15 protein-coding genes are annotated in these 12,774 nt (G+C 65.8%); 2 read left to right on the top strand and 13 right to left on the bottom strand.

The window, feature by feature from the left end; genetic code table 11:
* The first annotated feature begins 90 nt into the window (after window positions 1-90).
* Window positions 91-1,632: a phosphoenolpyruvate carboxykinase gene (locus tag PA6_RS01145; protein ID WP_021699020.1), complete on the top strand. Its 1,542-nt coding sequence runs from the start codon at window positions 91-93 to the stop codon at window positions 1,630-1,632.
* Window positions 1,633-1,694: 62 nt separating this feature from the next.
* On the opposite strand, the gene PA6_RS01140 is transcribed toward PA6_RS01145, so the two are convergent.
* The 13 genes from PA6_RS01140 to PA6_RS01080 form a co-directional block, all read right to left on the bottom strand.
* Window positions 1,695-2,096, bottom strand: a complete 402-nt coding sequence (locus tag PA6_RS01140) for a hypothetical protein (protein WP_021699019.1) — start codon at window positions 2,094-2,096, stop codon at window positions 1,695-1,697.
* 137 nt (window positions 2,097-2,233) lie between these two features.
* A complete protein-coding gene (locus tag PA6_RS01135; RefSeq protein ID WP_021699018.1) occupies window positions 2,234-2,488 on the bottom strand; it encodes a hypothetical protein in 255 nt (84 codons plus the stop codon).
* Window positions 2,489-2,521: 33 nt separating this feature from the next.
* Entirely contained in the window at window positions 2,522-2,845 is a 324-nt protein-coding gene (locus PA6_RS01130) for a DUF3392 domain-containing protein (RefSeq protein WP_021699017.1), read from the bottom strand.
* Window positions 2,846-2,927: 82 nt separating this feature from the next.
* A complete protein-coding gene (gene hemW / locus PA6_RS01125; protein WP_021699016.1) occupies window positions 2,928-4,073 on the bottom strand; it encodes a radical SAM family heme chaperone HemW in 1,146 nt (381 codons plus the stop codon).
* Window positions 4,074-4,165: 92 nt separating this feature from the next.
* The gene (rdgB, locus tag PA6_RS01120) at window positions 4,166-4,762 is read right to left on the bottom strand and encodes an RdgB/HAM1 family non-canonical purine NTP pyrophosphatase (RefSeq protein ID WP_021699015.1); all 597 of its coding nucleotides are present in this window, start codon (window positions 4,760-4,762) and stop codon (window positions 4,166-4,168) included.
* Entirely contained in the window at window positions 4,759-5,178 is a 420-nt protein-coding gene (locus PA6_RS01115) for a DUF4426 domain-containing protein (protein WP_021699014.1), read from the bottom strand. Before PA6_RS01115 ends, rdgB begins: the two co-directional genes overlap by 4 nt.
* Before the next feature lie 15 nt (window positions 5,179-5,193).
* A complete protein-coding gene (metW, locus tag PA6_RS01110; protein WP_021699013.1) occupies window positions 5,194-5,814 on the bottom strand; it encodes a methionine biosynthesis protein MetW in 621 nt (206 codons plus the stop codon).
* Window position 5,815: 1 nt separating this feature from the next.
* Complete coding sequence (gene metX / locus PA6_RS01105) at window positions 5,816-6,955, bottom strand: homoserine O-succinyltransferase MetX (RefSeq protein WP_021699012.1); 1,140 nt, start codon at window positions 6,953-6,955, stop codon at window positions 5,816-5,818.
* A gap of 99 nt (window positions 6,956-7,054) precedes the next feature.
* The gene (locus tag PA6_RS01100) at window positions 7,055-9,043 is read right to left on the bottom strand and encodes a dynamin-like GTPase family protein (RefSeq protein WP_021699011.1); all 1,989 of its coding nucleotides are present in this window, start codon (window positions 9,041-9,043) and stop codon (window positions 7,055-7,057) included.
* A 146-nt stretch (window positions 9,044-9,189) separates the two neighbouring features.
* On the bottom strand, window positions 9,190-9,495 hold the full coding sequence (locus PA6_RS01095; protein WP_021699010.1) for a DUF167 domain-containing protein: 306 nt from the start codon (window positions 9,493-9,495) through the stop codon (window positions 9,190-9,192).
* A gap of 1 nt (window position 9,496) precedes the next feature.
* On the bottom strand, window positions 9,497-10,090 hold the full coding sequence (locus PA6_RS01090) for a YggT family protein (RefSeq protein ID WP_021699009.1): 594 nt from the start codon (window positions 10,088-10,090) through the stop codon (window positions 9,497-9,499).
* Window positions 10,091-10,099: 9 nt separating this feature from the next.
* A complete protein-coding gene (gene proC, locus PA6_RS01085) occupies window positions 10,100-10,918 on the bottom strand; it encodes a pyrroline-5-carboxylate reductase (RefSeq protein WP_021699008.1) in 819 nt (272 codons plus the stop codon).
* A gap of 13 nt (window positions 10,919-10,931) precedes the next feature.
* Window positions 10,932-11,624: a YggS family pyridoxal phosphate-dependent enzyme gene (locus tag PA6_RS01080; RefSeq protein WP_021699007.1), complete on the bottom strand. Its 693-nt coding sequence runs from the start codon at window positions 11,622-11,624 to the stop codon at window positions 10,932-10,934.
* A 72-nt stretch (window positions 11,625-11,696) separates the two neighbouring features.
* Here PA6_RS01080 and PA6_RS01075 point away from each other — a divergent pair, with 72 nt between their 5' ends.
* Window positions 11,697-12,731: a type IV pilus twitching motility protein PilT gene (locus PA6_RS01075; protein WP_021699006.1), complete on the top strand. Its 1,035-nt coding sequence runs from the start codon at window positions 11,697-11,699 to the stop codon at window positions 12,729-12,731.
* The last annotated feature ends 43 nt before the right edge of the window (window positions 12,732-12,774 follow it).

Raw genomic sequence — 12,774 nt, 5'->3', positions numbered from 1 at the left:
TACTCCCGCGACTTTTTTATCGATGTAGTGGGTGCCTAGGTCCACTACACAACGTTCGGAAGACTCGGCCGCTGGCCGACGGGGACCCAAATGACGCAAGCCAACACCGCCGTTTACACCGATATCAGCGTTGCCCAACTGGTCGAAGAGGCCATTCGCCGTGGCGAAGGCGAGCTGGCCGCCAATGGCGCGCTGGTGGTGCGTACCGGACATCGCACCGGCCGTTCCCCGGCTGACCGCTACATCGTTCAGGAGCCGAGCACCGAGGCCAAGATCGCCTGGGGCAACATCAACCGCCCGTTCCCGGCGGACAAGTTCGATGCCCTGTGGGACCGTGTCGAGGAATTCAACCGCGGCCAGGACTTCTTCGTGTCTCACGTGCATGTCGGCTCCGCCGCCGAGCACTACCTGCCGGTCAGAATGACCACCGCCACCGCCTGGCAGAACCTGTTCGGTCGCCAGCTGTTCATCGAGCCGGAGACCTACAACCCGGCCGGCAAGGACGAGTGGAAGGTGCTCAACGTGTCCAACTTCGAGTGCGTGCCGGAGCGTGATGGCACCAACTCCGATGGTTGCGTGATCATCAATTTCGCGCAGAAGAAAGTCCTGCTGGCCGGCATGCGCTACGCCGGTGAAATGAAGAAGGCCATGTTCTCCGTGCAGAACTTCCTGCTGCCGGAAAAGGACGTGCTGCCGATGCACTGTGCTGCCAACATCGGTGAAGAAGGCGACGTGACCCTGTTCTTCGGCCTGTCCGGCACCGGCAAGACCACCCTGTCCGCCGACGAAAGCCGCTACCTGATCGGCGACGATGAGCACGGCTGGGGCGAGGGCGTGGTGTTCAACATCGAGGGCGGTTGCTATGCCAAGTGCATCGACCTGTCCGAGAAGAACGAGCCGGTGATCTGGAAAGCCATCCAGTTCGGTACCGTGCTGGAAAACGTGGTGCTCGACGATAGCCGCGTGCCGGATTACAGCGACGACAGCCTGACCCAGAACAGCCGTGCGGCCTACCCGCTGGAGCATGTCGAGAAGCGCAGCGAGAAGAACCTCGGTGGCGAGCCGAATGCCGTGATCTTCCTGACCTGCGACCTGACCGGCGTGCTGCCGCCTGTGTCGATCCTCAACAACGAGCAGGCGGCCTACCACTTCCTGTCCGGTTACACCGCGCTGGTCGGCTCCACCGAGATGGGCAGCGGCAGTGGTATCAAGTCGACCTTCTCCACCTGCTTCGGCGCGCCGTTCTTCCCGCGTCCGGCCGGCGAGTACGCCGAGCTGCTGATCAAGCGCATCAATGGCTTCGGCTCCAAGGTTTACCTGGTCAACACCGGCTGGACCGGCGGTGGCTACGGTGTCGGCAAGCGCTTCAACATCCCGACCACCCGTGGCGTGATCGCGGCCATCCAGAGCGGTGCGCTGATCGGCGCCGAGACCGAGCACCTGCCGATCATCAACCTGGACGTGCCGAAGGCCGTTCCGGGCGTCGAGACCAACCTGCTCAACCCGCGCAATACCTGGGCTGACAAGAACGCCTACGACGAGGCTGCCAAAGGCCTGGCCAAGCTGTTCATCGACAACTTCAAGAAGTTCGACGTGTCTGACGCCATCCGCAACGCCGGCCCGCAGCTGTAAGCTGCAGGTCAAAGCAAAAAGCCGCCCGAGGGCGGCTTTTTTGTGCCTGTCCGCCTGGCGGCTCAGGCATAGGTTGCAGCGTAGGGCTCCGGCCTGGCCGGATCGTTCTCAGGCCGCTCGGGGCGGCTGGCGATGTCTGCGATGTTCTGCGCCTGGTCGTTGCGCTGCTGCGCCTCACTCAGATTGCTGGCGGTCTCCAACGGGCTGGGCTGGCTGTCGACTTGGCCTTCACTGGCGACTGCCAGATAGGTTTCGATCTGCCTTTGCTGCGTGTTGGCGCTGTAGATCTGGGTGGCCGCGCCGCGCGTGGCGGCCTGGCTCAGTTCGCGGCTCTCCTGGCGCTCGGCGACTCGGTCGGAAGCAGCATCCACGGCCTTGTTCACCTGTTCGGGATTGGCCGGGCCGTACTTGTTGATGACCTGAGTCGAGAGAGGCAGGTTACCGCTGTAGCCATTGATCTGCATAGGTCACGATTCTCCCTGCACTTGCCTAGGTTCAATTTAATCCCGGTTTGGCCCCGAGCATTAGATTGATTGGCGATAGTCGAGCGGCTGCAGGGTGACGCAGTCCCGGGGCCGCTCGGCTGGCTGGCGGCGGGGGGCTAGTCGATGACCTCGGCGCCCTGGATGGTCAGCTCCGGCAGGGCGGCCGGCATCGGGCAGACCTGCAGGTACTTGATGCTTTCGCGCGGAATCATCAGTAGGTCGCCATCCACCTCGATGCTCAGGAAGGGCGATTCCAGCTGCTTGCGCAGGGCGCGGGCGACGGCGGCCGGGTCCTCGCTCTGCTTGGGAAAGCGCAAGGCCAGGCGCTGGCCATCCTGGAAGTACAGATAGAGATGCTTGAGTGGCTTCATGGGGCTCCTTGACGGGCGCCCCGCTGGGCGCCGCTAGCTGCGATCGGCCAGCACGCCGATCAGGAAGAAGACTAGTAGCAGGACCGGCGACAGGGTGAAGTTGTTGAAGTAGCCCAGGCCCTTGGCCAGCCAGGGCGTTAGGAAGACGATGGCGAGGCCGTAGCCGATGGCGCAGACCAGCACGAAGATCAGGGTGCGCAGGACGAAGTTGAGGCCGCTGATGGACTTCTGCACCCAGGCGTTGATGCCGGGCCCGAACAGCACAAACAGGGTGGCCATGATCGCCAGGGAGATGTCGTACAGGTTGCCGCGGCACCAGCGCGAGAGGGTGGCGATCAGGTCGAGTACGAGATCCATCGGTGGTCCTTGTTGTGATGATCGGGCGCTGGCAGTTTACCGTCTGTCGACGGGGCTGCCGAGAGCTGGCGCACGGCGTGGCTCAGGGCAGGAAGTGCTGCAGCAAATCGTTGAGGAACAGCTGGCCCTCGGGGGTGGCGACCAGGCGCTGCGGGTCGCTCTGCAGTAGCTGGCGCGCCTCGGCTTCGCGCCGCGCCTGCTCCAGGCTGGCCAGCGGCAGGCCGGTGCGTTGCTCGAACAGGGCGGCGGGCGCGCCTTCGGTGAGGCGCAGCACGTTCATGAGGAACTCGAAAGGCAGCTCCTCGGCATCCAGCACGCGCTCGCCGGCCTGGAAGGCTTTGGCCGGGTCTAGGTAGTCCTTGGGCAGGCGGGTCTTCCAGCTGCGGACGATGCGCCCGTCCGGCGCCGAGAGCTTGGCGTGGGCGCCGGCGCCGATGCCGAGGAAGTCGCCGAAGCTCCAGTAGTTGAGGTTGTGCCGCGCCTGGCGCCCGGCCTGGGCGTAGGCGGAGACCTCGTACTGCGCATAGCCTTCGGCGGCCAGCAGAGCCTGGCCGGCTTCCTGGATGTCCCACAGCAGGTCATCTTCCGGCAGCTGCGGCGGCTGGCTCCAGAACACCGTGTTGGGTTCCATGGTCAGCTGGTACCAGGACAGGTGCGTCGGCCCCTGGGCGATGGCGGTGCGCAGGTCGTACAGGGCGTCCTCGATGCTCTGCTCGGGCAGGCCGTGCATCAGGTCGAGGTTGAAGTTGTCGAAGCCGGCGGCGCGCGCCATATCGGCGGCGCGGATCGCCTCGTCGCCGTTGTGGATACGCCCCAGGGCCTTGAGCTTGGCTTCCTGGAAGCTCTGCACGCCGATCGACAGGCGGTTGATGCCCAGGCTGCGGTAGTCGCGGAACTTGGCCTGCTCGAAGGTGCCCGGATTGGCTTCCAGGGTGATCTCGATATCGCTGGCGAACGGCACGCGCTGCTGCACGCCCTGCAGTAGCCGGCCGAGTGCCTTGGCCGAGAACAGGCTGGGGGTGCCGCCGCCGAAGAAGATCGAGGTCAGCTCGCGGCCGTGCACGTGGCCCAGGTCCTGGTCGAGGTCGGCCAGCAGGGCGTCGACGTATTCCTCTTCCGGCAGGCTAGGCCCGGCAGCATGCGAGTTGAAGTCGCAGTAGGGGCATTTGCGCACGCACCAGGGGATGTGGAGGTAGAGGGCGAGCGGGGGGAGCTGGAAGTCCCTCACCCCGAGGGGAGAGGGGCTAGTGCTGTCCGCAGGTGCGGAGTAAGTGCTCCCCTCTCCCTCTGGGAGAGGGGTAGGGGGTGAGGGCGTCTGGCTCACGTCAGGCCCAGGCGCTGTTTGAGCAGGGCCATGGCACGGGCGCGGTGGCTGATGCGGTTCTTCTCGTCGCTGGCCAGTTCGGCGCTGGAGCACTGGCGCTCCGGCACCCAGAACAGCGGATCGTAACCGAAGCCCTGCTCGCCACGCGCTTCGTGCAGGATGCTGCCGTGCCAGAGGCCTTCGCAGAGAATCGGCAGTGGGTCGTCGGCATGTCGCACCAGGGCCAGGGCGCAGACGAACTGGGCGCCGCGCTCGCCGTCCGGGACATCCTTCAGGGCGTCCAGCAGCTTGGCGTTGTTGGCGGCGTCACCCTGGCCGTCGGCATAGCGCGCCGAGTAGATGCCGGGGGCGCCGCCGAGGAAGTCCACGGCCAGACCGGAGTCGTCGGCCAGCGCCGGTAGGCCGGACACGCGAGCGGCGTTGCGCGCCTTGAGGATGGCGTTCTCGACGAACGACAGGCCGGTTTCCTCTGGCTCGACGCTGGAGAATTCGCCGATCGAGCGCACGCGCACATGCTCGCCGAGCATGGCCTGGAGTTCCTTGAGCTTGCCGGCGTTGTGGCTGGCGAGTACGAGTTCTTTGAGCAGCATCATTCGTCCGGGAAGACTTCCTGGTTGAAGGTAAGGGTGTGCGGGGCTGCGTCGCCGATCTGCACCTGGATGCTGAAGGTCAGCATTTCGCGCTGGCGCAGCGGGAACTCGGCGAGGTAGTACACGGCGCCGCTTTCCAGCACCTGTTTGAACGTCAGCTCGCTGGTTTGGCCCAGCAGGTTCTTCAGGGTGCCGTTGACCTTGGCGGCCTGGCCCTTGCCGTCTTTCAGCGCGGCGATGTTGAGCACACCGACGGTCTTGCTGCGGGTCAGCCCGGCGGCGGCGGCCACATCGGGCTGCAGGAAGCTGGAGTTGAACACGCTGTAGTGCACGTCCAGCTCGCCGAAGGCCTGTTTGCGCTCGGCAACCGCGGGCAGGGCGAGCAGCAGGCAGAAAACCAGGGATACGAAGCGGCGCATGACGGAACCTCCGGATTAGACGGCGACGCGGTGACCGGCCAGGCCGGACCCGCTGACGCGATAGATGCCGATTTCACCCAACAGATTAGGCCAGAGTCGGCTGCCCAGGTTGTGGCGATGTTCGTGGTCCACCGCCAGACGCTCCTCGACCCGCGCGCCGAGCTCGTGGCATAGGCGCTCGAAGTCCTCGAAGGTGCAGAAGTGGATGTTCGGCGTGTTGTACCAGGTGTAGGGCAGGAAGTCGGAAACCGGCATGCGGCCCTTGGTGGTGAGGTACCAGCGGCAGCGCCAGTGGCCGAAGTTGGGGAAGGTGATGATGCAGGTCTTGCCGACCCGCAGCATCTCCGCCAGTACCTTGTCCGGGTACTTCAGGGCCTGCAGCGACTGGGTCATCACCACCACGTCGAAGCTGTTGTCGGCAAAGTTGCCCAGGCCCTCGTCGAGGTTCTGCTCGATCACGTTGACGCCGCGCTCGATGCAGCGGGCGATCTTCTCCGCATCGATCTCCAGGCCGTAGCCGCCGACCTGCTTGTGGTCGCGCAGGTGTTCCAGCAGTGCGCCGTCACCGCAGCCGAGGTCGAGCACGCGGCTGCCCGGGGCTATCCAGTCCTGGATGATTTCCAGATCCGCTCGCATATCAGACCTCGATCCGTTTCATGTAGGCGCCGAAGGCCTGCAGGTAGCGCGGGATCGGCATGAGGAAGGCGTCGTGGCCCTGCGGCGCGTCGATCTCCAGGTAGCAGACGTTCTTCTTGGCGGCCAATAGCGCATCGACGATCTCCCGCGAGCGCGCCGGCGAGAAGCGCCAGTCGGTGGTGAAGGACATCAGGCAGAAGTCGGCCTTGGCCGTGCTCAGGGTCCTGGCCAGGTCGCCCTCGTGGGCGGCGGCCGGGTCGAAGTAGTCGAGCGCCTTGGTCATCAGCAGGTAGGTGTTGGCATCGAAGCGCCCGGAGAACTCTTCGCCCTGGTAGCGCAGGTAGCTCTCGACCTGGAACTCGACGCTGTGGAAGTCGTAGTTGAGCTTGTCGGTTTTCAGCTCGCGGCCGAATTTCTCGCCCATGGCGTCGTCCGACAGGTAGGTGATGTGGCCGACCATGCGCGCCAGCATCAGGCCGCGCTTGGGGATCACGCCCTGTTCCTGGAAGTGCCCGCCATGGAACTCCGGATCGGTGAGGATGGCCTGGCGCGCCACTTCGTTGAAGGCGATGTTCTGCGCTGACAGTTTGGGCGCCGAGGCGATGCACAGGCAGTGGCGCACGCGTTCGGGGTAGCTGATGGTCCACTGCAGGGCCTGCATGCCGCCGAGGCTGCCGCCCACCACCGCGGCCCACTGGCGGATGCCCAGCAGGTCGGCCAAGCGCGCCTGGCTGTGTACCCAGTCCTCCACGGTCATCACCGGGAAGTCGGCACCGTAAGGTTTGCCGGTCGCCGGATTGAGGCTGGAGGGGCCGGTGGAGCCGTTGCAGCCGCCGAGGTTGTTGAGGCTGACGACGAAGAACTTGTCGGTGTCGATTGGCTTGCCGGGGCCGATGCAGCTGTCCCACCAGCCGGGCTTGCGCTCGTCGACGCTGTGGAAACCGGCGGCGTGGTGGTGGCCGGACAGCGCATGGCAGATCAGTACGGCGTTGCTGGCCGTGGCATTGAGCGTGCCGTAGGTCTCGTAGACCAGCTGGTAGTCGGCCAGGCTGCGGCCACAGACCAGCGCCAGCGGTTCGCTGAAGCGGGCGGTCTGGGGGGTGACCAGGCCAACGGAGTCGGCGGGGAAAACAGTCGGCATCGACCCTGCTCTCGATCCAGGAAAGTGCAGCAGTCTAAAGAGCACGGCCCCCGGCAGCAAGCGCGGGGGCCGTGGTCAAGTGCCTGAATCCAGAGGCTTTCAGGCGCTGTCGGCGCCGCCCTGCGAACGGGCCGCCGTTGGCAGGCTGACCACCTTGCCCTGGCGCTGGATCGGTGCCGGGCGGCGCAGCACGCGGAGCATCTCGCTGGCCTGGGCCAGCTGGGTTTCCAGCGTGGCCAGGTAGCCGGCCAGTTGCTGGCCGCGCTGGCGCGCCTGCTGGGTTTCCTGGGCCAGGGCCTTGAGGCGCAGCATGTGGGTTTCCAGCATCTGCTTGTGTTCCAGGGTGTGCTGCATCAGCGGCATCAGGGCATCGCCCGCCCACTGCTCGGCCTCCGCGCGCAGGCGCTGGTGCAGGCCCATGACTTCCTGCACCAGGGTGGCGAAGAAGCGCTTGGTCAGGCTGCGCTGCTCGGTGAGCAGGGTCTTGAGCTGCAGGCGGAACTGGTCGGCCTTGTTGCGCAGCTGCTTGAGCTCGCGCTGGTAGCGCTGGCTGTTGAACTGCGGCGCGTCGACCCCGTGCAGCGGGTTTTCCTCGTTATGCCGGCGGTAGATGGCGGCGACCATCTTGTTGGCCATCTCGGCTTCCTGGGTCAGGTTGCCGAGGTCGTGCTCGACGCTGCGGAAGAACTGCACGATGGCCTGGTTGATGCCGAGGGTGGTCCAGCTGCCGCTGAGGCCCTGGCGCACCTGGGTCAGGTGTTCCTCCAGGCGCTCCGGGCGCACGGCGATGCGCAGCAGGTCGCCCTGGCGCTTGAGCAGGCGCTGGTTGGTCTTCAGGCCCAGCAGGCGCTTGTGGTGCAGGGCGTGGTCTTCCTTGGTCTTGGCGGTCAGCTCGAACAGCAGCTGGCCGTTGTCATGCTGGTGGTGGCTGAGCAGCGCCTGCTGCTCGCGGACCTTCTCCAGACGCAGGTTGAGCACATGCTGGCTGTTGTTGAGCAGGGCCAGCACCTGGTTGACCACGCGCTCTTCGAGCAGGCGTTCCTTCTGCGCGACGATGCGCTCGCACAGCAGCTGCTCCAGGTCGGCCAGCTGGCTGCGCGCGAGCAGTTCCTCGTCCTTGCGCACCTTGGCGATCAGTGCCTGCTTGGCCGACAGCGGCAGCACGCTGGCAGCGGGGATGCCGAGCTGCTTGGCGGTGCTGTTGCGCACCAGGCCGATGGCCTTCTGCACGTACTCCTCGCCGGCCAGGTCGTCCCACAGCACGTCGATCTTGTTCAGCACGGCGAACAGGCTGGCCTGGGTGTCGTCGTCGAGCTGGCGGATGTGTTCCTTCCAGATCGCCATGTCGCTGGCGGTAACGCCGGTGTCGGCGGCCAGCAGGAAGATGATCGCCTGGGCGCTCGGCAGCATCGACAGGGTCAGCTCGGGCTCGCTGCCCAGCGCGTTGAGGCCGGGCGTGTCGAGAATGCGCAGGCCCTGGCGCAGCAGCGGATGGTCGAAGTTGACCATGGCATGCCGCCAGGCCGGCACCAGCACCTGGCCAAGTTTGCCGGCCGGCTCCAGCATGTCCGGCAGGAAGCCGAGCTGGATCGCCTGTTCCACCGGCATGGGTTTGGTCTTGGCCACCTGGGCGAAGGCCAGGGCCATGTTGTCCGGGTCGCTCGGGTCGAGCGGAATATTTACCCAGTGCCGCGGGATGCGCTTGAACTGCGCCACGCTGGCGTCGGTCATGCGCGTCTCGATGGGCAGCAGGCGGATGTAGGAACGCTCCGAGCGCGGGTCGAAGAACAGCTCGGTGGGGCACATGGTGGTGCGCCCGGCGTGCGATGGCAGCATGCGCTGGCCGTACTCGGAGAAGAACAGGCTGTTGATCAGCTCGGTCTTGCCGCGGGAGAACTCGCCGACGAAGGCCAGGGTGATGTGGTCGGTGCGCAGCAGCTTGAGGGCGCGCTCCAGGCGGGCGTCCATGGCGTCCGAGCCGAGCCGGTTGTGCGCCAGCCAGCTGCGATAGCGCGTGATCTCGCGCATCAGCTCGCGCTTCCAGGTGACGTAGGCATCTACCTGCTGGCTGAGACGTTCCATGCTCATCCTGGCTCTCCTCTCGGGTGCGCGTCCTGCGTGGGTCGGGGTGTTTGGCCGGACAATGCCCATGACTTTGCCGGAGATGGCTGCATTATGCGGTGAGGCGCGTGCTCGTCAATCGGCGTGCTTCACAACTTCGGCCGGCTGGTCACTCAGGGTGACCCAGTGGTCAGTCCCGGCAGGTCCGGCAGGTCCGGCAGCCGGCGCGGCGCGCGGATGCGCACGCGCTTCTGGCGGTTCAGCTCGCCGCTTTCCAGGCTGACCTGGCTCTTGGCCACGCCGAAAGCGCCGGCCAGGAAGGCCAGCAGCTGGGCGTTGGCCTTGCCTTCGACCGGTGGCGCGGTGAGACGGATCTTCAGGCGTTCGCCATGCAGCCCGGCGAATTCGTCCTTGCTCGCCTTGGGCTGCAGGTGGCAGTCGAGGATCAGATCCTCGCCGTCCCAGCGGAACCAGGCCACTTCAGATGAAGGGGCTGAGGATGGCGGGCATGCCACTCATCATGGCCAGGTTGCCGATCACGAAGCGGTCGAGCAGGTTCAGCGCGATGAAGGCGAAGATCGGTGAGATATCCAGGCCGCCAAGGTTCGGCAGCAGGCGGCGGAAGGGCGCCAGCAGCGGCTCGCAGATCTGGTTGACCAGCTGCGCGCCTGGGTTGTAGCTGCCGGGCGCGACCCAGGAAAGGATCACGCTGATGATCATGGCGAAGAAGAAGATCTTCAGGAACAGCGAGGTCACCGCGATGATCGCCCACACCAGCAGCTGCAGGCCGACCGCGGCCGGGTTGGCGCCGGCGATCAGGATGACCAGCACCATCAGCACCAGTTGCACCAGGATCGCCAGCGCCAGCGAGGCCAGGTCGAGACCGCCGAAGCCGGGGATGATCCGCCGCAGCGGCTTGAGCAGCGGCTGGGTGGCTTTCACGGTGAACTGGCTGAGCGGGTTGTAGAAGTCGGCGCGTACCAGTTGCAGGATGAAGCGCAACAGGACGATCAGCAGGTACAGGCTGCCCAGCGTCTGCACGATATAGATGAGGGCTTCAGCGAATCCGGACATGGACGTTCCTTATTGACCCAGTTGTTCAGCGAGTTCGGCGGAGCGCCGGGCGGCGGCGTCCAGTGCCTGTTGTACCAGAGCTTCGAAGCCGCCGGCCTGGAATGTCTTGATCGCCGCTTCGGTGGTGCCGTTGGGCGAGGTGACGCGGCGGCGCAGCTCGGCGGCTTCCACGTCGCTCTCGGTGGCCATGCGCGCGGCGCCCAGCGCGGTGTGCAGGGTCAGCTGGGCGGCGGTGGCGCGCGGCAGACCGAGTTTCTCGCCGGCGGCGGTCATCGCCTCGATCAGCAGGAAGAAGTAGGCCGGGCCGCTACCGGAGACGGCGGTGACCGCGTCGATCAGTTGCTCTTCGTTCAGCCACAGGGCCAGGCCGACGGCAGACAGCAGCTGTTCGGCCTGCTGGCGCTGGGCGGCGGAGACTTTCGCGTTGGCATACAGGCCGCTGACGCCCTGGCGCAGCAGCGCCGGGGTGTTGGGCATGCAGCGCACGATGGCGACATCGCCGAGCCAGCTGGCGAGGCTGGCGCAGGTGATGCCGGCGGCAATGGAGACGATCAGCTGGCCCGGTTGCAGGCTGGGCGCCAGGGCCTGGCTCACGCCCTTGAGCACCTGCGGCTTGGTGGCCAGCACCACCACGTCGGCACCGGCAATGGCTTCGGCGTTGCTTTCGAACAGTTCGATGCCGAACTCGGCGGCCACCTTGGCGCGCTGCTCGGCGCCCGGGTCGCTGGCGCGGATGTGGCTGGCCGGAATGCCCTGGGCGAGCAGGCCGCCGATCAGGCTGGTGGCCATGTTGCCGGCGCCGATGAAGGTGATGCGCGGGTGGGTCATGCAGATGCTTCCTTTATAGGGAGGGCGAGCCATAGTCGCGGGCACCGAACAGCGCGGTGCCGATGCGAACCCAGGTGGCGCCTTCGGCGATGGCCGCTTCCAGGTCCTGGCTCATGCCCATGGAGAGAGTGTCGAGGTTGGCGTGCAGCTCATCACGCAGCTGGCGCAGGCGCGCCAGGGGCGCGCGCTGGGCCTGCGGGTCATCGCTCGGTTCGGGGATTGTCATCAATCCGCGCAGGCGCAGCCCGGGCAGTTGTGTAACCGCCTGTGCCAGCGCGGGGAGTTCTTCCGGCGTGCAGCCGGATTTGCTGGCTTCGCCGCTGACGTTCACCTGCAGGCAGATGTTCAGCGGCGGCAGGTGCGCCGGGCGCTGCTCGGATAGGCGCTGGGCGATCTTCAGGCGGTCCACCGAGTGCACCCACTGGAAATGCTCGGCGATCAGCTTGGTCTTGTTCGACTGGATGGGGCCGATGAAGTGCCAGACCAGATCCAGGTCGCTCAGCTCGGCCTGCTTGGCCAGGGCCTCCTGCAGGTAGTTCTCGCCGAAGTCGCGTTGCCCGGCGGCGTAGGCCTCGCGCACCGCGGCGGCGGGTTTGGTCTTGCTCACGGCGAGCAGGCCGACGCTCTGCGAATCACGCTGCGAGGCTTGCGCCGCCTCACGGATACGCTCGCGAACCTTTGCAATATTCTCTGCTATGGTGGACATTACTTGCGCTCTATAGCCCGCCCGTCAGGGGTCTGCGGCATTCTACCCGCTTGCATTCGATTGGGGAGTCCCATGGATATTACCGAGCTGCTCGCCTTCAGCGCCAAGCAGGGCGCGTCGGACCTGCACCTCTCGGCGGGCCTGCCGCCGATGATTCGCGTCGACGGTGACGTACGACGGATCAACCTGCCGCCGATGGACCACAAACAGGTCCACGCGTTGATCTACGACATCATGAACGACAAGCAGCGCAAGGATTACGAAGAGTTCCTCGAGACCGACTTCTCCTTCGAAGTGCCGGGCGTGGCGCGCTTCCGGGTCAACGCTTTCAACCAGAACCGTGGCGCCGGCGCCGTGTTCCGGACCATTCCCTCCAAGGTCCTGAGCATGGAAGACCTCGGCATGGGCGAGGTGTTCAAGAAGATCACCGACGTGCCGCGCGGCCTGGTGCTGGTGACCGGTCCGACCGGTTCGGGCAAGTCGACCACCCTGGCGGCCATGCTCGACTACCTGAACAACAACAAGTATCACCACATCCTCACCATCGAAGACCCGATCGAATTCGTTCACGAGTCGAAGAAGTGCCTGGTCAACCAGCGCGAAGTGCACCGCGACACCCACGGCTTCTCCGAAGCCCTGCGCTCGGCACTGCGGGAAGACCCGGACATCATCCTGGTCGGTGAGATGCGTGACCTGGAGACCATCCGCCTGGCGCTGACCGCCGCGGAAACCGGCCACCTGGTGTTCGGCACCCTGCACACCACCTCCGCCGCCAAGACCATCGACCGCGTGGTCGACGTGTTCCCGGCCGAGGAGAAATCCATGGTCCGTTCCATGCTGTCGGAGTCGCTGCAGGCGGTGATTTCGCAGACCCTGCTGAAGAAGGTCGGCGGCGGTCGGGTGGCGGCCCACGAGATCATGATCGGCACTCCGGCCATCCGTAACCTGATCCGCGAGGACAAGGTGGCGCAGATGTATTCGGCGATCCAGACCGGCGGTTCGCTGGGCATGCAGACCCTCGACGCCTGCCTGAAGAACCTGCTGAGCAAGGGCCTGGTCAGTCGCGAGTCCGCGCGCGAGAAGGCCAAGACGCCGGAAAACTTCTAACAACAACGATGCCGCCGCGTTTGCGGCGGCCGCACACGAAACA

The organism is Aquipseudomonas alcaligenes NBRC 14159 (assembly GCF_000467105.1).
GTDB classification, from domain to species: Bacteria; Pseudomonadota; Gammaproteobacteria; order Pseudomonadales; family Pseudomonadaceae; genus Aquipseudomonas; species Aquipseudomonas alcaligenes.
Note: the sequence above shows the minus strand (reverse complement) of the source record. Positions and strands in the feature narration are given on the sequence as shown.

Bases quoted from the DNA above. Each gene is read 5' to 3' on its own strand.
- PA6_RS01090 (WP_021699009.1), bottom strand. From the start codon at position 10,090: ATGTCCGGATTCGCTGAAGCCCTCATCTATATCGTGCAGACGCTGGGC.
- PA6_RS01135 (WP_021699018.1), bottom strand. From the start codon at position 2,488: ATGAAGCCACTCAAGCATCTCTATCTGTACTTCCAGGATGGCCAGCGC.
- PA6_RS01115 (WP_021699014.1), bottom strand. From the start codon at position 5,178: ATGCGCCGCTTCGTATCCCTGGTTTTCTGCCTGCTGCTCGCCCTGCCC.
- PA6_RS01100 (WP_021699011.1), bottom strand. From the start codon at position 9,043: ATGAGCATGGAACGTCTCAGCCAGCAGGTAGATGCCTACGTCACCTGG.
- metW (WP_021699013.1), bottom strand. From the start codon at position 5,814: ATGCGAGCGGATCTGGAAATCATCCAGGACTGGATAGCCCCGGGCAGC.
- PA6_RS01075 (WP_021699006.1), top strand. From the start codon at position 11,697: ATGGATATTACCGAGCTGCTCGCCTTCAGCGCCAAGCAGGGCGCGTCG.
- PA6_RS01145 (WP_021699020.1), top strand. From the start codon at position 91: ATGACGCAAGCCAACACCGCCGTTTACACCGATATCAGCGTTGCCCAA.
- PA6_RS01130 (WP_021699017.1), bottom strand. From the start codon at position 2,845: ATGGATCTCGTACTCGACCTGATCGCCACCCTCTCGCGCTGGTGCCGC.
- PA6_RS01080 (WP_021699007.1), bottom strand. From the start codon at position 11,624: ATGTCCACCATAGCAGAGAATATTGCAAAGGTTCGCGAGCGTATCCGT.
- PA6_RS01140 (WP_021699019.1), bottom strand. From the start codon at position 2,096: ATGCAGATCAATGGCTACAGCGGTAACCTGCCTCTCTCGACTCAGGTC.
- metX (WP_021699012.1), bottom strand. From the start codon at position 6,955: ATGCCGACTGTTTTCCCCGCCGACTCCGTTGGCCTGGTCACCCCCCAG.
- proC (WP_021699008.1), bottom strand. From the start codon at position 10,918: ATGACCCACCCGCGCATCACCTTCATCGGCGCCGGCAACATGGCCACC.
- rdgB (WP_021699015.1), bottom strand. From the start codon at position 4,762: ATGATGCTGCTCAAAGAACTCGTACTCGCCAGCCACAACGCCGGCAAG.